This is a genomic window from Streptomyces sp. CHD11, from assembly GCF_018638295.1.
In the GTDB taxonomy this organism is placed as follows: Bacteria; Actinomycetota; Actinomycetes; order Streptomycetales; family Streptomycetaceae; genus Streptomyces.
The window spans coordinates 144,626-165,201 of the sequence record NZ_JABTTS010000026.1 but is presented as its reverse complement, the minus strand read 5'-3'; the positions used below and the strand labels follow the sequence as shown (position 1 = coordinate 165,201).

The 20,576-nt window shown below is 73.2% G+C and carries 13 protein-coding genes; 9 read left to right on the top strand and 4 right to left on the bottom strand.

Annotated features, from left to right (window positions below):
* Positions 1 to 201 precede the first annotated feature (201 nt).
* Genes HTV45_RS23530 through fxsT form a run of 3 tightly spaced genes read left to right on the top strand, consistent with a single transcriptional unit; the run spans position 202 to position 7,376 of the window.
* Entirely contained in the window at positions 202 to 1,755 is a 1,554-nt protein-coding gene (locus HTV45_RS23530; RefSeq protein ID WP_215207841.1) for a hypothetical protein, read from the top strand.
* On the top strand, positions 1,752 to 2,828 hold the full coding sequence (locus HTV45_RS23525; protein ID WP_215207840.1) for a MoxR family ATPase: 1,077 nt from the start codon (positions 1,752 to 1,754) through the stop codon (positions 2,826 to 2,828). The genes HTV45_RS23530 and HTV45_RS23525 overlap by 4 nt, the downstream gene beginning before the upstream one ends.
* Complete coding sequence (fxsT, locus tag HTV45_RS23520; RefSeq protein ID WP_215207839.1) at positions 2,829 to 7,376, top strand: FxSxx-COOH system tetratricopeptide repeat protein; 4,548 nt, start codon at positions 2,829 to 2,831, stop codon at positions 7,374 to 7,376. It begins immediately after the preceding gene.
* A gap of 137 nt (positions 7,377 to 7,513) precedes the next feature.
* On the opposite strand, the gene HTV45_RS23515 is transcribed toward fxsT, so the two are convergent.
* A complete protein-coding gene (locus HTV45_RS23515; protein WP_308309739.1) occupies positions 7,514 to 8,821 on the bottom strand; it encodes a cation:proton antiporter in 1,308 nt (435 codons plus the stop codon).
* Positions 8,822 to 9,448: 627 nt separating this feature from the next.
* On the opposite strand from HTV45_RS23515, the gene HTV45_RS23510 reads away from it, so the two are divergent.
* The 4 genes from HTV45_RS23510 (at position 9,449) to argF (ending at position 13,955) form a co-directional block, all read left to right on the top strand.
* The gene (locus tag HTV45_RS23510; RefSeq protein ID WP_215207837.1) at positions 9,449 to 9,670 is read left to right on the top strand and encodes a hypothetical protein; all 222 of its coding nucleotides are present in this window, start codon (positions 9,449 to 9,451) and stop codon (positions 9,668 to 9,670) included.
* A gap of 124 nt (positions 9,671 to 9,794) precedes the next feature.
* Positions 9,795 to 11,579, top strand: coding sequence for an HEXXH motif domain-containing protein (locus tag HTV45_RS23505; protein ID WP_251692611.1), 1,785 nt, complete (start codon positions 9,795 to 9,797; stop codon positions 11,577 to 11,579).
* A 74-nt stretch (positions 11,580 to 11,653) separates the two neighbouring features.
* A complete protein-coding gene (locus HTV45_RS23500; RefSeq protein WP_215207835.1) occupies positions 11,654 to 12,877 on the top strand; it encodes an arginine deiminase in 1,224 nt (407 codons plus the stop codon).
* A gap of 70 nt (positions 12,878 to 12,947) precedes the next feature.
* Positions 12,948 to 13,955 carry an ornithine carbamoyltransferase gene (gene argF / locus HTV45_RS23495; protein WP_215207834.1) on the top strand — a complete coding sequence of 336 codons (1,008 nt, stop codon included), beginning with the start codon at positions 12,948 to 12,950 and terminating at the stop codon, positions 13,953 to 13,955.
* A 23-nt stretch (positions 13,956 to 13,978) separates the two neighbouring features.
* On the opposite strand, the gene HTV45_RS23490 is transcribed toward argF, so the two are convergent.
* Entirely contained in the window at positions 13,979 to 14,422 is a 444-nt protein-coding gene (locus HTV45_RS23490; RefSeq protein WP_215207833.1) for an ATP-binding protein, read from the bottom strand.
* Between the two features lie 307 nt (positions 14,423 to 14,729).
* Between HTV45_RS23490 and HTV45_RS23485 the strand changes: the two genes are divergently transcribed.
* Both HTV45_RS23485 and HTV45_RS23480 read left to right on the top strand, forming a co-directional pair.
* The gene (locus tag HTV45_RS23485) at positions 14,730 to 15,557 is read left to right on the top strand and encodes an enoyl-CoA hydratase family protein (protein WP_215207832.1); all 828 of its coding nucleotides are present in this window, start codon (positions 14,730 to 14,732) and stop codon (positions 15,555 to 15,557) included.
* A gap of 75 nt (positions 15,558 to 15,632) precedes the next feature.
* Positions 15,633 to 18,047, top strand: a complete 2,415-nt coding sequence (locus HTV45_RS23480; protein ID WP_215207831.1) for a bifunctional salicylyl-CoA 5-hydroxylase/oxidoreductase — start codon at positions 15,633 to 15,635, stop codon at positions 18,045 to 18,047.
* 25 nt (positions 18,048 to 18,072) lie between these two features.
* Here HTV45_RS23480 and HTV45_RS23475 read toward each other — a convergent pair whose 3' ends face one another.
* Positions 18,073 to 18,897 (bottom strand): PaaX family transcriptional regulator C-terminal domain-containing protein, encoded by an 825-nt coding sequence (locus tag HTV45_RS23475; RefSeq protein ID WP_215207830.1) that lies wholly within the window; start codon positions 18,895 to 18,897, stop codon positions 18,073 to 18,075.
* Between the two features lie 35 nt (positions 18,898 to 18,932).
* Positions 18,933 to 20,543, bottom strand: a complete 1,611-nt coding sequence (locus tag HTV45_RS23470; RefSeq protein WP_215207829.1) for an AMP-binding protein — start codon at positions 20,541 to 20,543, stop codon at positions 18,933 to 18,935.
* Between the last annotated feature and the right edge of the window lie 33 nt (positions 20,544 to 20,576).

Genomic DNA, 20,576 nt, shown 5'->3' with positions numbered 1-20,576 from the left:
GTGTGCCGGCGCCGGCTCCCGGTGTGGCGGCGCGGTGGTCCGGATCGCGGGTGCGAACGATCCCAGCCAGCGACGTCACCCGTGCGAGTGATCCTCACCGTGGGGTGGGGCGGCGGTCTCATTCGTCCCTGGTTAACCGCTGGTAGCCGTGCTAACTTCGCTGACCGGTCAGGCAGACGAACCGGCTCAGGGGGAAAGTCGGTGACAACGGACACGGGGCTCGGTGAACCCGAGCGCGCGCGGGGCAGCCGGGTGCTGCTGGGGCTGACCAACGCCCTGTGCGACCTCGGCTGCATGGAGGACGCGCAGAGCCGGCTGCACTTCGCCGTGGTGCTGGGCGACCTGCTGGGCGGTCAGGTCGACCTGCGGGGCGTCAAATTACGCGAGGACGTCGTCCTGCTCGTACGTGCGGCACTGAACACGGCGGGCGGCGAGAGCGTACTGGTCGAAGTGGTGCGGATCCTCGAGGGAGACCTGGCGGGCGACGAGCTGGACCGGCTGCTCGACGGACTGCTCGGCCGGGCACCGGACACGGCGGGCTCCGACCTTCTGGCCGGCCCCGTGATCTCCCGCGAGGACGAGCTCGGTGCCCGCGCCGTCCTGGCCCGGGGCGACTTACCCGCCACCCGGCTGCGCGACGCGCTCGTGGAGGAACTCAACGGGCGCGACCTGCCCACCGGGCTGACCCCCGATCAGCTCTTCTCGCACGTTCTCGCCCGGACCGCGCAACTGGACGGACTGCCGCCCGCCGTGCTCCTGGTCGACCACGCCGCACGCCTGGCCGCCACCCCCGCCCACCGCGACGCCCTGAGCGGCTGGGCCGGCGACTGGGCCCGCCGGTCCGGCCTGGCCGAACAGCTGGAAAGACGCCGGCGGACCGCCCCTGCCGCGCCGGGCGACCCGGACATACCCTGCTGCCTCGTCATCGCCGTCGAACCGGCGCGCGACGGCACCCGGGACATCGTCGTACGCCCCTGGCTCAACACCGTGCCCGGATACTGGAACCCCCAGCCGGGTGAACCCGCCTGCACGACGCTGGACGACCTCGGTACCGCCGTCGAACGGGCGCTGAGGCAGGGCACCCGGCTCTGGACGGCGCCGCGCGAGCCGGACACCGGAGGGCGCCGGCCCCCGCCGCCGTACATCGAGTTCCTGCTCCCCTACGACCTGCTCAACCACGATGTGGCCGGGCTGACGCACCGGATCGGCGATGGCCAGCCGCTGCCGCTCAGTCTCAAGTACGGCGTCCACCTGCGCAGTCTGGAACGGATGTACTCGGACGACACCGTGATCCGCGACCAGTGGCGGGAGCGCTGGCGCACCCTGGGGGAGCAGGGCGTCACCGTGCACGACTGGCGCGAACCGGACGGCCGGCATCCCGGGGCGTGGCAGGCGGGGCTCGCCGGGGAATCAAGACATACGGCGGTGGTGCTGGACGCCCCCAGCGGCACCGGGGCACTGGCGGCGCTCAAGGCCGCCATCGCCGAGGGGATAGGGCTCGCGATATGGGACCGCAGAGGAGTCTTCGTCGAGGAGCGACGGGAGGTGGTGACCGCGTTGTTCGCCGCCGCCCAGACTCCGGCCCGTATCCCGACGGCCGTCCACCTGCTGCGCAGGAACGCCGAGAGCGACGGCCAGGGGCCGGGTGAGCTGCTCGGCAGGCATATCGGCTTCTTCTGGGACGATCCCACCCGGCCCATCGATTTCCAGCCCACCGACCCCGGCGATCTCGCCAGCGAGGAGGCACCGGCATGACGGCTCAGGAGCAGTCGGCCCCAGGCGGCTGGCGGGTGTTCCACGGCACGGGCCGGGTACCGGCGGTGCCGCCGGCGCTGCCGCAGGCTCCGCCATGGCGGCTGTTCCGTGGCGCCCCGCCCCGCCCGGTGCCCGGCGCCGACACCCAGGCGGCCGTGCGCCGCCTCGGCCCCGGCGACGTCGCGCCGCAGCTGGGCGAGGAGGAGATCCACGTCGTCAACGCCGCCCTGCTGCTGCGCCGGCCGCTGCTGATCACCGGACCGCCCGGGGTCGGCAAGTCCACCCTCGCCTATCTGATCTCGAGGGAACTCGGCCTCGGCCGGGTACTCGAATGGAACATCGTCAGCCGCACCACCCTGCGGGACGGCCTGTACGCCCATGACGCCATGGGCAGGGCGCAGGCCATCGCCGCCTGGCGCGCGGGACTGGGGACCGCGGGCGGCGACGGTCCGGAGGCACCGGTGGACGACGCCGACGAGTCAAGTACGCGTCAACTTCCGCCGCAGCTGGGTGACTTCGTCACTCTCGGGCCACTCGGCACGGCTCTGCTGCCCTACGATCGACCCCGGGTGCTTCTTGTCGACGAGCTCGACAAGAGCGACATCGACCTGCCCAACGATCTGCTGCACGTCCTGGAGAATGGAAGCTATGAGGTCCCGGAACTGGTGCGTGACGCCGCGGACTCGGCCCGCGTCCACACCAGTGACCCCGGGAGCCGGGCGGACGTGCTGGGTGGCCGGGTCGAGTGCCGGGAGTTCCCGGTCGTGGTGATCACCAGTAACGGAGAGCGTGAGTTTCCGGCCGCTTTTCGCCGGCGGTGTCTGCCGCTGGAGATGCGTACGCCCACGCGAGAGCAGCTTCTGGCGATGGTGGAGGGGCACCTCGGCACCCGGCCCCAGGGCACCGAAGACCTGGTGGACCTGTTCGTCCAGCGGGTCGAGGCGGGCGGCACCCACTCGCTCGACCAGTTGCTCAATGCTGTCCAGATGACTACGGCGGGTGGTTTCCAGGCGGATGGGGACGGGCGTAAGCTCGTCGAAATGCTCCTGCGCGACCTCGCGAAGGGCCGCTGAATGAAGGGCTATCCCAGGGAGCACGCATCCGGGCCAGGCGACGGGTTCCCCGTGTCGGGGTCGTCGCCTCCTTCGGCGTTCCCCGAGTCCGCCCACCGGGCGAACGGGCACGGAGCGACGACCAGGGACGGCCCGGACCGGTCCGGGCCACGCTGGCAGGACCTCGCCGACGCGGTCTGGCTGGCCGCGTACTGGGACCGCCACGGCGGCCCGGCCGCCGGCGCGCCGCCCCCGGACCCCGTCCCCGATCCCGCGTCACCCCCGGCGGTCCGGCACCCCGAACCCTCGCCGACGCCGGTAAGGGCGGACGGGGAAGGACCGGACACGCCCGCGGCCGACGAGCCCCCGACCGCCGTCGAGCCTTTACCCCTGCCCTCACCCCTGCCCTCCGCCGATGTATGCCCGGCCTCCGCCGTCCCCTCCCGGCCCCGCACGGCGGCCCCGACGAGCGGCGGATCCGCGGAGCACCTCCTGGCCGGCATCGAGGGCCCCTTCGCCGTGGACGCCGGGCGACCACTGCTGCCCGCCGGCGACCGGTCGCACTACGGACCCGGACGGGTCACCGCGCAATACGCGCGCGCCCTGCACCTGCTGTCCCGCCGCGTCCCCTCCCGCGACGCCCTGGAGCTCGACGAGGAGACCACCGCGGAGCAGGGGGTGGTCGACGGGATGTGGATGCCCTTCCTGCGCCCGGCCCGCACCGCGGCCTTCCACCTGGTCCTCGTCGTCGACGACGCCCCGACGCTGCGGATCTGGCAGGAATCCGTCACCCGCCTCGCCAGGGCCGCCGAGCACAGCGGGGCCTTCCGCACGGTGCGCACCGTCCGGGTGAGCCTGCCGCGCAGCGGGCCCGCCACACTCCGCTGGGGCACGGGGCGGGCCACCTCCGGGATCGGCGAGCTCCTCGACGGCGGCGGCAGCCGCGTCCACCTCGTCGTCACCGACGGGCTGGCCCACGGCTGGGCCGCGCCCGCCGCCGACGAACTCCTCGGCCGGCTCGCCCACTCGGGCCCCACGGCCCTCGTCCACCTGCTGCCGCCCCATATGCGCCGCCGCTCCACGCTCTACCCGTACGAGGCCGTACTGGAGGCCGGCGGTTTCGGCGCCGCCAACGACGCCCTCACCCACTGGCCCCCGCCCGGCGGCCCCGACCCGCTGCGCCCGCTGCCGGACGGAGGTGACGGATCGGTACCGGTGCCCGTGCTCTCACTCAAACCGGGCTCGATCGCGGCCTGGGCCGTCCTGGTGACCGGGGACCGGGGGGTACGCCGCGCCCTGCCGGTCGTGCTCGCCGGCACCCTCGTCAAGGGTGCGCCCGCGCCCGGACTGCGCGCCCCCCGCTTCCCGCGCGCCGCCAGGGCCGCCGTCCGCCGCTTCTCCACCCTCGCCACCCCGGCCGCCCGCAAGCTCGCCGCCCAGCTCGCCGCCGTGCCGTTCGACTTCGACCTCTTCGAGCAGCTGCGACACCGCACCATGCCCGAGACCCGGCCGGACCATCTGGCGGAGATCCTGATGGGCGGCCTGATCGACTGGGAGAACGGCGCCGAGGGCCGGCCCGAGTTCGCCGAAGGAGTACGCGAGGAACTGCTCGCCACCACCACGCGCAGTCAACTCGCCCGGACCGTCAGCCTGGTGGGAGAGCTGCCCGCGGCCGGTGAGCGCGGGGTCGCGCTGCGCGCCGCGCTGCGCGACCCCCTGGGCGCCTCCTTGCCCGACCCGACCGAGCGCGGCTGGGCGCGCAGCGAGCTGGCGGTGATGCGGGCGCTGTCGGGCCCGTACTCCGAGCGGGCCCGCCGGATCGAGCCCCGTCTCACCGGCGGCACCGGGACGGGTACCGCCGACTGGGTGCACGCCGGTTCCTCCGGAGTTACCCCCTCCGAGGTGAACCGCGCTATTGATGGGGGATCGTCCGGCGGAGCGGGAAGCCTGCCCCCGTCGAACGGTCCCGACGACCCAGGAGAGCCCGTGTCAACCCCGGTAACCGACGCCACCCGACCAGACGAAGCCCCGGAGGCTGAGCCGCTCATGCAGAGCACCACGACCGCTACGCCCGCCCTTCTGGTGAACGTTCCCCTCCGGAACACCTCGTTCGTCGGCCGGCAGGCGCTGCTGAGGGCCGTGGAGGACCAATTGGGTTCCCAGGACACGGCGGCCGTGCTGCCGCACGCGCTGCACGGGCTGGGCGGTGTCGGCAAGTCCCAGCTGGCGCTGGAGTACATCTACACCCACCAGCACGACTATCGCGTCATCTGCTGGATTCCCGCCGAACGGGAGAGCCTGATCCTGGCCGCGCTGGCCCAGCTGGCGGCCCAGCTGGGCGTCGCCCCGACGGGGCAGGAGGCCTTGGGCGCGCCCGCCGCCAACACCGCCGTGCCCGCGGTGCTCGAGGCGCTGCGCTCGGGCGCGCCGTACGACAACTGGCTGCTCGTCTTCGACAACGCGGAGGACGTCGAGGCGGTGCGCCAGTACTTCCCGACCAACGGGCCCGGCAAGGTCGTCGTCACCTCCCGGAACCGGGCCTGGGAACGGGTCGCCACCCCGCTCCCGGTGAACGTGTTCGACCGGGAGGAGTCCATCGAGCTGCTCCAGCGGCGCTCCCCCGATCTCACGGCGGAAGACGCCGGCCGGCTCGCCGAGGCCCTCGGTGACCTGCCGCTGGCGGTGGAGCAGGCCGGTTCCTGGCGCGCCGTCACCGGGATGCTGGTGGACGAGTACCTCGATCTTCTCGACCAGCGCAGTCCGGAGATCCTGGAGCTCGATCCGGCCCCCGACTACCCGGTCTCCGTGGCGGCCGCCTGGGACATCTCGCTGGGACGCATCCAGGAGAACAACCCGGGCGCCCGCCAGCTGCTCGACATCTGCGCCAGCATGGCCCCGGAGCCCATCCCGAGGTCGATGCTGCGCGGCAGCCGGGGAGTGAACGTGACGCCCGAGGTCGACCCGCTGCTGCGGGAGTCGATCAAGCTGAACCGCGCGATCCGGGACCTGAGCCAGTTCTCCCTGATCAGGGTGGACCCGCGGTCCGACACGCTCCAGATGCACCGTCTGCTGCAGACCGTGCTCCTGGCCAAGCTGGGCGCGCGGGAGCGCGAGGCGATGCGGACCGCCGCCCATCAGCTGCTGTCGGCCGCCAAGCCCGGCCCGTACGGCTCGTCCCTGGAGTGGCGCGCCTACCAGGCGCTGCTGCCGCACGTGCTGACGTCGCAGGCGGTGACCAGCACCGACACCTATGTGCGTGAACTGGTCTTCGACACCGTCTGGTTCCTCTACACCTGGGGTGACCACCAGGGTGCGGCGGACTTCGCGCGGCAGGCCTGGAGTGCCTGGATCGCGGCCTCCGGCGAGGAGGACTTCCATGTCATCCGGATCATGAAGAGCCTGGGCTTCCTGCTCCGTCAGATCGGCCAGGTGCCCGAGTCGATCCCGCTCACCGAGAAGGCGCTGGAGGTGTCGCGCCGTATCGACGCCGACGCCGAGGAGGTCATCGACTCGCTGTGCGAGCTGGCCGACGCCCGCGGCTACCAGGGGCGCTTCGACGAGGCGCGGAAGCTCACGGAGGAGGCCACCGAGCTGGCCCGGTCGCTGTTCGGCCCCGACGATCCGATGACGCTGCGGGCCACCCACTCCTGGGGCGTGGGCCTCCGGCTGTGCGGCAGATTCCACGAGGTGCTGCCGCTGGACCAGGAGAACGCCCAGCAGCGTGAACTGCTGTTCGGGCCTGCCAGCTTCTTCACCCTCAACACCCTCAACGCCCTCGCGATCGACATGCGCGAGAGCGGCGACTACAAGGGCGCGCGCGACTTCCAGGAGGACGTCCACCGCCGGGCCAGTGTGGCGTTCGGTGAGGAGCATCCCCTCACCCTGCGCATCGCCCGCAACCTCGCGGTGTGCCGGCGCCGTGACGGTGCGCAGGCGGAGGCGGCCAAGCTGTCCGAGGAGACGCTGAGGCGCTTCATCGCCCGGTACGGCTCCGACCACTTCGACTCCCTGACGACGGCGGCCAACCTCTCCGTCGACCTGCGCCTGGCCGGCGACCCGGAGGGCTCCCGTCAGCTCGCGGAGTCGACCGTACGGCGGTTCCAGCAGCGCCTCGGCGGCGACCACGCGTACACGCTGCTGACGAAGGCCAACCTCGCCGCGACCTGGCGGGCGCTGGGCGACCACGACGCGGCCCATGAGCTGGAGGAGGACGTGCAGCACCGGCTGACCCACGGACTGGGAGAGCGCCACATCACCGCGTTGACGGTGGCGATCGGCCGCGCCAACACGGCGTACGGGCAGCTCGACTTCGACCGGGCCCACGCGATCGATTCGGCCAACCTGCCGCTGCTCGCGGAGGTCGCGGGCGAGGACCACCCCCTCACCCTGGCGGTGACCGCGAACCTCGCCCTCGACAAGAGGGGCCTGGGCCGCGGCGCCGAGGCGGAGGAACTCCAGCGCAAGGCGGTGGAGGGCTTCACCCGCCGGGTCCGCCCGGACCACCCGTGGCTCGCCGCCGCCCTCCAGCGGGCCCGCATCGAATGCGACATGGCACCGATGCCCCTGTGACACACGGCCCGGCGCGTCCGTGAGGCAGGGCCCGGTGCTCCGCGGCTCGGGTCCGGTGTCCGGGACGACTCGGGGGCGGGCCCGGGACCGCGTTCGTCCCCGCTCCGCGAACACCGGGGAGCGGAGCGGGCGCCGTGTCAGGGGCCTGGAGCCGCCGTCGTACCCTCCGAGGTGGTCGCACACGGCGGACCGCCGGAGCCGTGCGGGGCGGGCGGGGGCGGGCGCAGGGGTGCGCGCCCGGCCCCGCGGCGCACCAGGATCAGCAGCGGCTGGGTCAGCAGCGTGGTGGCCAGGGCCATCAGCACCAGGACGGTGTAGAGGGGCGCGCTCAGCAGGCCTGCCCGGAGACCCGCGTCGAGGGCGATCAGTTCCGTCAGGCCGCGGGCGCTCAGCAGCACCCCAACGGTCCGTGCGTCGTCGCGGTCCAGCCCGCCCAGCCGTGCCGCCACCGTGCCGCCGCCCGTCTTGGTGACCACGGCCAGCACCGTGACCACGGCGAACGCGGCCCAGCCCGTGCCGTTCACAGCACCGAGGGCGACGGCCTGGCCGGAGACCACGAAGAAGAACGGCAGCAGCAGCGAGCTGATGTCCTGCAGCGGCCGCAGCAGATCGGGATCGAGTGTGCCGCCCTTCTCCCGCGGGCAGACCACCCCGGCGAGCAGGGCACCGCAGATCGCGTGCAGTCCCAGGTACTGCGTCACGGACGCCGTGACGAAGGCGAAGCCGATCAGCAGCGACAGCCGGAACATGGGTTCCATCCGGGTGCGCCACAGCAGTCGGCGCAGCAGCGGACGGGCCGCCGCCAGCGTCAGTGCGACAAAGCCGGCCGCGAGCAACGCCCGCCACTGCCACGGAAGTTCCTGCCCGTCGCCATGTTCCAGCAGGGTGCCTGACAGCACCGTCCAGCCGATCACGTCCAGCAGCCCGGCGGCGGACACCGCCAGCACCCCCGGCACGGTGCCGGCCAGGCCGTTCTCCCGCACTATGGCCGTCAGTACCGGTACCGCCGTTATCGACAGGGCGACCCCGGCGAACACCACGGTTCCGGCGGTGAGACGGGGCATGTCCAGCGCGACCAGCTGCTCCCGGAACAGCAGCGCGCATCCGCTGCCGACGGCCATCGGAACGAGGAAGGCGGTCAGCGCCACGCCCACCGCCGTGCGCGCGCGGGAGCCGAGGACCTTCAGGTCCAGCTCGTACCCCACCGCGAACAGGAACACCACCAGGGCGAACTGGGCCAGTCCCCGCAGGGACGCGCCGATCTCTTCCGGGAACAACAGGGCGTGAACGTCCGGCGCCGCGCTGCCCAGCAGGGAGGGCCCGAGCGCTATGCCCGCGGCCAGCTGGCCGACGATGTACGGCTGTCGCAGGCGCCGGGCCAGCCAGCCGGCGGCATGGCCGACGGTCAGGACGAGCGCCGAGGCGAACAGGAAATGCGTTACCACCGCGTCAGGGCGCACAGGGTCCCCCTGTTGTCCGGTCATCGGGGCCGACGGAGCGGCCGAGGGTGGGTCGTCGCACGTGTGCTCGACCCTCAACCTTTCCAGAATAGGGGCGACTTGACCGGAATCAGGCGGCCCTGCCCTCGCGTCACCGGTGTCACCGGAGGCACACGACGGCGGTCGTGGTCACCGGCCGAAGCAGCGATGCGCGGGCCGTGCTTCCCGAAGCTCGCGGGGGCGCGCGCGGCCCCGGCGGGATCCGGAAGAACTGTTTCCGGCCGTACGGACATGTCTCGGGCCCCTCAGAGGAGCGGGCCGTACCCTGCCGTACCCCGGCCACCGGCCGGAAAGGACGGGCTGCCGCGGGCTTCCCCGCCCGGACGTACTCGACGACGGCCCGGACAGATGTCGCAGGCCACCCCACCGGTCCCGTCCGGCATGCCCCGCACGGGGGGCGCACGGACCAGGGGCCGCGCCGGGCGGCCCGGCGACCGTGTGATGGCGGACGTGACCGCACAAAAGATCGAGTGGCGTGATCGTACGGTTTTCGACCCGGGTAGGAATGGCCATGATGGAAAAGGAACTCGGGCACGGGGCATCGTGTGCCACCGTGCGAGAAGGGGGAGCATCTTGCATCAGCCGCCCGCTCTGCGCCGCACCGCCGACCGGGAGCAGGCCACCGGTGCGGGGACCGATGTCTGGGAGTCGGATCTGACCGACCTCGCGGGCCTGCCCCTGACCGCGCTGGACGAGCTCGCGCCACTGAGCCCGCGTGTCCGGGTGCTCGAAGAGGTGCTGCGCGCACGCGGCGGCATCCGAGGCGGAAACGAGGGCTCCGCCCGAGCCGAGTGACCGTCGCGCCTCGGCGGCGGCGGGGGGCCGGCCCAGGCCCCGGCGGGCCGCCGGCCGCCCTGCCCGCATCCGTGACCGGAGGTCCCACCCCATGACCGGCGAGCCGCGCACCACCCCGTTTCACATGCCCGGCCACCTTTTCGCGGAACTGGCGTCCGGCGGCGGCTCCGCCGCGGCCGTCGCCTTCCTCGAACAGGGTGAGCGGGCCCGCCGGTTGTTGCTGCTGCGCACCCTGTTGAAGCGCGTCCGGGACGTGCGCACTCCGCTGCCCGGGGCCACGAGCGCCTGGAAGGTGTTCAAGGAGGCGGCGGAGCGGGCGCCGGAGCCGGTCGAGGGGCTGCTGCTCGCTCCCACGACCGGCGCCTGGATCGCGCATCTCCTGCGCCGGCTGCACGGTACGGCGACCGGGCCGCCGCTGTGGGCGGAGGCGGCCCGGCTGAACAGCCTCGCGGTGGCCGCCTCGCTGTACGCCGGTACGGAGACATCCCTGCGCGTCGCGCTGGACGACGGCGCCCTGCACCTGCCGGGCCTGGGACTGGCCCGGCTGCCGGACGGGGCCCCCGGTGTCGGCGCGGGCAGAGCCGGCACCCGCGCCGGCGTCATGACGCTGAGCGGACCGGACCGCCGCGGCCGGCCCATCACCCTGACCTGCCGTCCCGCACCCGTGCCGGTGGATCGTTCCGGCCCGGAGGCCCCCGTCCCGCCGCCGCTGCGCACCTTCACGGACCCGGTTCCCGCGGACCCCGGCGCCCCCGGCTGGCACCCGCTGCGCACCCTCACCCACGCCGCCCCGGACGGCCCCGTCGCCATCCCTCTGGAGGATCTGGACCCCTACCGGGATCTGGACGGCCCCGTTCCGCCCGCCCGGCTGGACCACGACGAGGCGGTGGCCTGGCAGCGGCTGTTCGACGAGGCCGTCGCGATCCTCGCGGGGGCGGACGGAGCGGGACCCGGACGGCTCGACCCCGCGTGGATCCGGTCCGTCGTCCCCTGGGCCAGGACCGCCCTGCTGCCTCCGCCCCCGCCCGACGTCCGCGTGTCGGCGTCCAGCGGCGACGCCTACGGCGCCATGGTCGTCTCCCGCCCCTCCTCGGCGCTCGCCCTCGCCGAGGCGCTGGTCCACGAGTTCCAGCACAGCAAGCTCGCCGCGCTGATCCACCTCTTCCCGCTCCTGTCCGACGACCGCGCCGAGCGCTTCTACGCGCCCTGGCGCCCGGACCCGCGTCACCTCACCGGTCTGCTGCACGGCGCCTACGCGTTCACCGGCGTCGCGGGCTTCTGGCGGGACCGGCTCGCCGACCCGGAGTACGCCGGGACGGCCGCCTACCACTTCGCGCTGCGCCGGACGCAGAGCCGCCTGGTCGTACGCACCCTCCTCAGCAGTGGGCGGCTCACCGCGGCCGGCCGCGCCCTGGTCACCGGTCTCGCCCGCACCCTGGACGGGTGGCTGCGCGAACCGGTCCCCGAGCCCGCCCGGACCCGGGCCCGCACCGCCGCCGCCCTGCACCGCACGGAGTGGCGGCTGCGCAACCTCCTCCCGCCGCCGGGGGGCGCCGCCGGCCATGGTCCGCAGGAGCGCTCCGTGCCACCCGAAGCCCGGTCCGGCGGCGGGTCCGCCGCCCCGGACGACCTCCGTTTCCGGTCCGACCGCGCCTCCTGGCCCGACGTCCGCACGCATCTCTTCGGTGTGCCGCCCGCCGAGCCCCGTACGCCGGACGAGCACCTGGCGGCGGGCGATCCGGCGGCCGCCTTCGACGGGTACGCCAAAGGGCTGGAGCGGGAACCCGGGGATCCGCACCTGCGCGCAGGCTGGATCGTGGCCAGGGCCGCGCTGGAACCGGGCCCCGCCGCCCGGAGGGCGCTGGCCCGGCCCGAGCTGCTGCTGCCGCCACCCCCGCCCGCCGGGTGACGGGTGGCGCGGGCGGCACCGCGGATACGCCGAACCGGGGGGTGAACCCGTGGCCGGGTGGTCAGGATGAAGACATGACCTACCACGTCGACTCCGAGGCCGGGCGGCTGCGCCGCGTCATCCTCCACCGGCCGGATCTCGAGCTCAAGAGGCTCACCCCCAGCAACAAGGACGCCCTGCTCTTCGACGACGTGCTCTGGGTGCGCCGGGCGCGCGCCGAGCACGACGGGTTCGCCGACGTCCTGCGCGACCGCGGCGTCACCGTCCACCTCTTCGGTGACCTGCTCTCCGAGACGCTGGCGATCCCGGCGGCACGTGCGCTCGTACTGGACCGGGTGTTCGACGAGAAGGAGTACGGCCCGCTGGCCACCGACCATCTGCGCGCCGCCTTCGAGACGCTCCCGGCGCCGGAGCTGGCCGAGGTGCTGGTGGGCGGGATGACCAAGCGGGAGTTCCTGGACACCCACCCCGAGCCGACCTCGGTGCGCTTCCACGTCATGGAGCTCGACGACTTCCTGCTCCGCCCGCTGCCCAACCACCTCTTCACCCGCGACACGTCCGCCTGGATCTACGACGGTGTCTCCATCAACGCGATGCGCTGGCCGGCCCGGCAGCGCGAGACCGTGCACTTCGAGGCGATCTACCGGCACCACCCGCTGTTCCGGGGGGATTCCTTCCACCTCTGGTCGGAGGGGCAGGCCGACTACCCGTCCACCATCGAGGGCGGCGACGTGCTGGTCATCGGCAACGGCGCGGTGCTGATCGGCATGAGTGAACGCACCACCCCGCAGGCCGTGGAGATGCTCGCGCACAAACTGTTCGCGGCCGGCTCGGCCAGGACGATCGTGGCCCTCGACATGCCGAAGAGGCGCGCCCTGATGCACCTCGACACGGTGATGACGATGGTCGACGGCGACACCTTCACCCAGTACGCGGGCCTCGGCATGCTCCGGTCCTACACCATCGAGCCCGGCTCCGACGAGAAGGAGCTCAAGGTCACCGACCATCCGCCGGAGCACATGCACCGCGCGATCGCCGCCGCGCTCGGGCTCAGCGAGATCCGGGTGCTGACCGCCACCCAGGACGTGCACGCGGCCGAGCGCGAACAGTGGGACGACGGCTGCAACGTCCTGGCCGTCGAACCGGGCGTGGTCGTCGCCTACGAGCGGAACTCCACCACCAACACGCATCTGCGCAAGCAGGGCATCGAGGTGATAGAGATCCCGGGCAGCGAGCTGGGCCGGGGCAGGGGCGGACCGCGGTGCATGAGCTGTCCCGTACAGCGAGACGCTGTATAGATGCTGTATAGAAATGCAAATCTTCGTATAGACTTCCAATAATTCGTGTCCCCCAGTCCTGGAGCGCCCCATGGCGACTGTCCCGACCGCCCTCGCCGGCCGCCACTTCCTCAAGGAGGCGGACTTCACCGCGCGGGAGTTCCGCGGCCTGCTGGAACTGGCCGCCGAACTGAAGGCCGCCAAACGGGCCGGGACCGAGCACCGGTACCTACGGGGCAGGAACATCGCGCTGATCTTCGAGAAGACCTCGACACGGACCCGCTGTGCGTTCGAGGTCGCGGCCGCCGACCAGGGCGCCTCCACGACGTACCTCGACCCGTCGGGCTCGCAGATGGGCCACAAGGAGTCCGTGAGGGACACCGCCCGGGTGCTGGGCCGGATGTACGACGGGATCGAGTACCGGGGGGACAGCCAGGCGAAGGTGGAGGAACTGGCGCGGTACGCGGGCGTCCCCGTCTACAACGGTCTCACCGACGACTGGCACCCCACCCAGATGCTCGCCGACGTGCTCACGATGACCGAGCACAGCCCCAAGCCGCTCACGGACATCTCCTTCGCCTACCTCGGCGACGCCCGCTTCAACATGGGCAACTCCTACCTCGTCACCGCGGCCCTGCTGGGGATGGACGTACGCGTCGTCGCCCCGAAGTCCTACTGGCCCGCCCAGGACGTCGTCGACCGGGCCCGCGCGCTCGCCGTGTCCAGCGGGGCGCGTGTGACGCTCACCGAGGAGATCGCCGAGGGAGTGGCGGGCGCCGATTTCGTCGCCACCGACGTCTGGGTCTCCATGGGTGAGCCCAAGGAGGTCTGGGGCGAGCGGATCGCCGCCCTCGCGCCGTACGCGGTGACCATGGAGGTCCTGCGCGCCACCGGCAACCCGGACGTCCGGTTCCTGCACTGCCTGCCCGCCTTCCACGACCTCGGCACCCAGGTCGGCCGGGACGTGTACGAGGCCCACGGCCTGGAGTCGCTGGAGGTGACCGACGAGGTGTTCGAGTCGGCGCACTCGGTGGTCTTCGACGAGGCGGAGAACCGTATGCACACGATCAAGGCGGTCCTGGTCGCGACCCTCGCCTGAGCTCCCTTCCCGTCCCGGCCCGCTCAGAGAGGGCGCCGCTGCCCGGGCAGCCGGAACCACACCGCCTTGCCGGAGTCGGTGGGACGGTGGCCGCAGGACGAGCTCAGGGTGCGGATCAGCAGCAGCCCCCGCCCGTGCTCCTGCCAGGGGTCGGGCTGGGTGAGCAGCGGACGGGTGAGGTCGCCGGGCGGCGCCGGGTCGGCGTCGTGCACCTCCACCTGGAAACCGGTCGGCAGCAGCCGGACCACCAGCTCGATCGGGGCGCTCCCCGAGGTGTGCTCCACGGCGTTGGCCACCAGTTCCGCCGTCAGCAGTTCCGCCGTGTCGCTGTCGGCGGTGTGCTTGCGCTCGGCCAGTGCCGTACGGACCAGGGCGCGGGCGACGGGCACTGCCGCGGTGGAGTGCGGCAGCGCGACGCGCCAGGAGGTGGAAGCGGGGGAGGGATCGTGCACAACGGGTCCGTTCATGGAGCGGGTGCTCCTGCAGTCAACCGTCAATGGTACGGCGCACCCGGTGCCACCCTTCGAGGGGGCGGCGCCGGAGCCCTGCCCGGGGCGCCGTCCGGGGCGTCGGGCCCCGGCAACGGCGGCCTACCCGCGCCCGGGTCCCGCCTCGCGCACCCGGACCCGCCGTTACCGCCGCGTCGACGAGTCATGACGGATGTGACGGTCCCCGAACGTATCGCGTACCCGTGACGACAGTCACCAAGGAGTGATAACTTCAGGGGGCAGAACTCAGTGAGCAGCGCAGTGCCCGCCCGAGGAGGCCGCCCTCATGAGTCCCTTCACCGGCTCCGCCGCCCGCACCGACCGCTGGGCGCACCTGCGCGTCGATCTCGCCGACGGCGTCGCCACCGTCACCCTCGCCCGCCCCGACAAGCTCAACGCGCTCACCTTCGGCGCCTACGCCGACCTGCGTGATCTGCTCGCCGAGCTGTCCCGCGAGCGGGCGGTACGGGCCCTGGTGCTGGCCGGTGAGGGCCGCGGTTTCTGCTCCGGCGGCGATGTCGACGAGATCATCGGCGCGACCCTCTCGATGGACACCGCCCAGCTGCTCGACTTCAACCGGATGACCGGCCAGGTGGTCAGGGCGGTACGGGAATGCCCGTTCCCGGTGATCGCCGCGGTGCACGGGGTGGCGGCCGGCGCCGGCGCCGTCCTCGCCCTGGCCGCCGACTTCCGCGTCGCCGACGCGGGCGCCCGATTCGCCTTCCTCTTCACCCGGGTCGGCCTGTCGGGCGGCGACATGGGCGCGGCATACCTGCTGCCCCGGGTGGTCGGCCTGGGTCACGCCACCCGGCTGCTCATGCTGGGAGACCCGGTACGCGCACCGGAGGCCGAGCGCATCGGCCTGATCAGCGTGCTGACGGACGAGGGCGGGGCCGACGAGGCCGCCCGAGCCCTGGCCCGCAGACTCGCCGACGGCCCCGCTCTGGCACACGCCCAGACCAAGGCCCTGCTCACCGCCGAACTGGACATGCCGCTGGCCGCCTCGGTGGAACTGGACGCCTCCACCCAGGCCCTCCTGATGACCGGCGAGGACTACCGGGAATTCCACACCGCCTTCACCGAGAAACGCCCCCCGAAGTGGCAGGGAAGGTAGGCCGTGGCCCCGCCGCGGAAACCCGCGAGCCCCGCCACCGGCAACCCGCGTCCGCGACGGCCCAGGAGGTAGCGGATGTTCCCGTCTCAGGCGACCCCATCGCCCTCAGGGGCGCCGGGAGCGGCGCGGCAAGCCACCGACGACCCGCAGCCGCCCGGGGCCCCGCGCCGCCCCCTCCGCGTAGCGATCATCGGCGGAGGCCCCGGCGGCCTCTACACCGCCGCGCTGCTCAAGCGCCTCGCCCCCGACCGGCAGGTCACCCTCTGGGAACGCGACGCCCCCGACGACACCTTCGGCTTCGGCGTAGTCCTCTCGGACGAGACCCTCGGGGGCATCCAGGACGCCGACTCCCACGTCCACGAGGAACTCCGGCGGCACTTCGTCCGCTGGGACGACATCGACATCGTCCACCGCAACACCCGCCACACCTCCACAGGGCACGCCTTCGCCGCCCTCGGCCGCCGCCGCCTCCTGGAGATCCTGCACGCCCGCTGCCACGCCCTCGGCGTCGACCTGCGCTTCCGCGCGGCCGCACCCGACCCGGTCCGGCTCGCGCGGACCCATGACCTCGTCGTCGCCGCCGACGGAGCGGGCAGCGCCACCCGCGAGGCCTTCGCGGAGGTGTTCCGTCCCCGGATCACCCCGCACCGCTGCCGCTACATCTGGCTCGCCGCCGACTTCGCCTTCGACGCCTTCCGCTTCGAGATCGCCGAGACCGAGCACGGTGTGATGCAGTTGCACGGCTACCCCTACTCCCGCCCGTCGCCCGACCACCACCCCTCGACGGGGCCCTCCGGGCCGCGGAACCAGGGGGCCTCCACCGTGATCGTCGAGATGCGGCAGGAGGTGTGGCAGGCCGCCGGGTTCGACGAGATGGACGAGACGGAGTCCGCCGGCCGGTGCGCCAAGATCTTCGCGGACGTGCTCGGCGGACGCCCGTTGAGGACCGGCAACTCGGCGTGGACCACCTTCCGTACGGTCGTCAACGAGCGCTGGTCGCACGGGAACATCGTGCTCCTCGGTGACGCCGCCCATACCGCGCACTTCTCCATCGGGTCCGGCACCAAGCTCGCCGTGGAGGACGCGCTCGCGCTCGCCGCCGGCCTGCGCGAACAACCGTCGCTGGAGGCCGCGCTCGCCGCCTACGAGACGGAACGGCGTCCCGTCGTCGCCTCCACCCAGCGCGCGGCCCGGGCCAGTCTGGAGTGGTTCGAGGACCTGCCCCTCCATCTGGGCCGGCCACCCCGCCAGTTCGCCTTCGACCTGCTCACCCGCAGCCGCCGCGTCACCCACGAGAACCTGCGGCTGCGCGACGCCCGCTTCACCGAGGCCGTGGAACGCGGCTTCGGCTGCCCTCCCGGCACGCCCCCGATGTTCACCCCGTTCCGGCTGCGCGGACTGACCCTGCGCAACCGGGTCGTCGTCTCGCCCATGGACATGTACTCGGCCGTCGACGGCGTCCCCGGCGACTTCCACCTCGTCCACCTCGGCTCCCGCGCGCTGGGCGGTGCCGGGCTGGTGATGACGGAGATGGTGTGCGTCAGCCCGCAGGGCCGCATCACCCCAGGCTGCGCCGGTCTCTACACCGGCAGGCAGGCCGAGGCGTGGCGGCGGATCACCGACTTCGCGCACGCGCAGGCACCCGGGACCGCGATCGGCGTTCAGCTCGGCCACAGCGGCCGCAAGGGCTCGACCAAGCTGATGTGGGAGGGCATGGACGAGCCGCTCGACGACGGCAACTGGCCCCTGGTCGCCGCCTCTCCGCTGCCGTACCGGCCGGGCGGCCAGGTGCCCAGGGAGCTGTCCCGTGCCCAGCTCACCGACATCAGGGAGCAGTTCGCCGCCGCCGCCGTGCGGGCCGCGCGGGCCGGCTTCGACCTCCTCGAACTGCACTGCGCCCACGGCTACCTGCTCTCCGGATTCCTCTCCCCCCTCACCAACCGCCGTACCGACGCCTACGGGGGTTCACCGGAGAAGCGGCTGCGGTTCCCGCTGGAGGTCTTCGACGCGGTGCGCGCGGTGTGGCCGCAGGACCGGCCGATGACCGTCCGCGTCTCCGCCACCGACTGGGCGCAGGGCGGCATCACGGCCGAGGACGCGGTCGCCGTCGCCCGTGCCTTCGCCGCGCACGGCGCCGACGCGATCGACGTGTCGACCGGGCAGGTGGTCGCCGACGAGAAACCGGAGTTCGGCCGCTCGTACCAGACCCCGTTCGCCGACCGGATACGCAACCAGGCCGGCATCCCGGTGATCGCGGTGGGCGCGATCTCCTCGTGGGACGACGTCAACTCCCTGCTTCTGGCGGGGCGTACGGACCTCTGTGCCCTGGGCCGTCCCCATCTGTACGATCCGCACTGGACCCTGCACGCGGCGGCCGAGCAGGGCTACGAGGGACCGGGCGCCGTCTGGCCGGCGCCCTACCGGGCGGGCAGCCGCCCTCCGCCGACCGGCCGCACCGACGCCCCCAAGCCCCGGCTCACGCTGAGTTGAGTGACTGCAAGGCGGCGTGCCCGGGTCAGCCGGCCGGTTCCAGGGCCGCGTAGCCGGCCCCCGCGTCGCGCAGCCGCTCGTGCAGCGCCCGGAAGACGGCCGCCGAGCGCGTGCCGGGCCAGTCGTCGGGAAGCAGCGCGGCCGGCAGGCCCGGGTCGGCGTAGGGGAGGTGGCGCCAGGAGTCCAGGGCGAGCAGATAGTCGCGGTAGGCCTCCTCGGACGGGGTGTCCGTGCGCCGCTCCCAGGTACGCAGTACAGGGGCGTGCCGCGTCAGGAACGCCTCGTGCTGCTCCGCGATCCCGGCCAGGTCCCACCAGCGGGCCACCGCCCGGGTGGTGGGTGCGAAGCCCAGGTGCTCACCGCGGAAGAGGTCGACGTACCCGTCGAGGCGCAGCCGTTCCAGGGTGTGCCGGGTCTCCTCGTACAGCCGGGCGGGGGCGATCCAGACCCCCGGCGCCGCCGTGCCGAAGCCGAGACCGGACAGCCGGGACCGCAGTACGTGCCGTTTCTGCCGCTCGGACTCGGGCACGGAGAACACGGCCAGCACCCAGCCCTCGTCCCCGGGCGGGGCGGTGGCGTAGATGCGGCGGTCGCCGTCCTCCAGCAACTGGCGGGCGTCGGCGGACAGTTCGTATCCCGCCGCGCCCCGGGCGGTACGCGCGGGGACGAGCAGCCCGCGCCGTTTGAGCCGGGACACCGAGGAGCGCACGGACGGGGCGTCCACGCCGACCGCGGCGAGCAGACGGATCAGCTCGGCGACGGGCACCGGGCCCGGCGCGAAGCGGCCGTACGCGCCGTAGAGCGTGACGATGAGAGACCGTGGAGCATGCTGGTCGGACACGTTGATCATCTTAGGTCGTGGGGACGGGGCCACGGTCCCCGGCGTCAGCCCTGGTCGTCTCCCGTGCCGGTGGGAGCCCGCAGCCGGAACCGCTGGAGCTTGCCGGTGGCCGTGCGGGGCAGTGCGTCCAGGAAGACGATCTCGCGCGGGCACTTGTACGGTGCGAGCTCCGTTTTCACGAAGGCGCGCAGGGCCTCGGCATCGCGTGCGGCGCCCTTCCCGAGGACCGCGTACGCCACCACGACCTGGCCGCGGGCCTCGTCGGGCCGCCCGACCACCGCCGCCTCCACCACGTCCGGGTGGCGCAGCAGCGCGTCCTCCACCTCCGGGCCCGCGATGTTGTACCCGGCCGAGATGATCATGTCGTCGGCGCGGGCCACATAGCGGAAGTAGCCGTCGGGGTCACGGACGTAGGTGTCGCCGGTGATGTTCCAGCCGCCCCGCACGTACTCCCGCTGGCGCGGGTCGGCGAGATAGCGGCAGCCGACCGGTCCCCGCACCGCGAGCAGCCCCGGCTCCCCGTCCGGCACGGGAACGCCGTCCGCGTCCTGCACGCGCGCCTGCCACCCGGGAACCGGGACCCCGGTCGTTCCGGGTCTGATCCGCTCGTCGGCGGCGGAGACGAAGATGTGCAGCAGTTCGGTGGCGCCGATGCCGTTGATGATGCGCAGCCCGGTGCGCTCGTGCCACGCGCTCCAGGTGGCGGCGGGCAGGTTCTCGCCGGCCGACACGCAGCGGCGCAGCGAGGAGAGGTCGTGGGCGCCGGCCTCGCCCAGCATCGCGCGGTAGGCGGTGGGCGCGGTGAACAGCACCGACACCCGGTGCTCGGCGACCGCCGCCAGCAACTGTTCCGGACGGGCCTGTTCGAGCAGCAGGGCACTGGCGCCGACACGCATCGGGAACACCACGAGCCCGCCGAGTCCGAAGGTGAAGCCGAGTGGGGGACTGCCGGCGAACACATCGTCCTCGACCGGCCTGAGAACGTGCCGGGAGAAGGTGTCCGCGATCGCCAGCACGTCCCGGTGGAAGTGCATACAGCCCTTGGGCCGGCCGGTGGTGCCGGAGGTGAAGGCGATCAGGGCGACATCGTCGGCGGCGGTCGGCACGGCCTCGTACGGGGTACCGGGCGCGGGACGGTGCGTCAGGTCGTCGGGGGAGTCGCCGCCGTACGTGGCTATCCTCAGGCCCCTGACCTCGGCCTTGGCGAGGTCGTCGACCGCCCGGACGTCGCACAGGGCGTGGCGGATCTCCGCGATCGAGCAGATGGTGCCCAGCTCGTGCGGCCGCTGCTGGGCGAGCACGGTGACGGCGACCCCGCCCGCCTTCAGCACCGCCAGCCAGCACGCGGCGAGCCAGGGCGTGGTGGGGCCGCGCAGCAGCACCCGGTTGCCGGGCACGACCCCGAGGTCCCCGGTGAGCAGATGGGCGAGCCGGTCCACCCGGGCCCGCAGCTCGCCGTACGTCCAGGGCGCACCGGCCGGGGTGCGGAACACCGGGCGGTCGTCGGGCGGGCCGTGCAGCAGCTCGGCGGCGCAGTTCAGCCGCTCGGGGTAGTCCAGTTCCGGCAGGTCGAAGCGGAGCTCGGGCCACTGGCCGGGTGGCGGGAGATGGTCGCGGGCGAAGGTGTCGACGTGCGCGGTGGCCCGTGGATTCATGACGGTTCGCCCCCTCGGCGTGGTGGGCTCGCC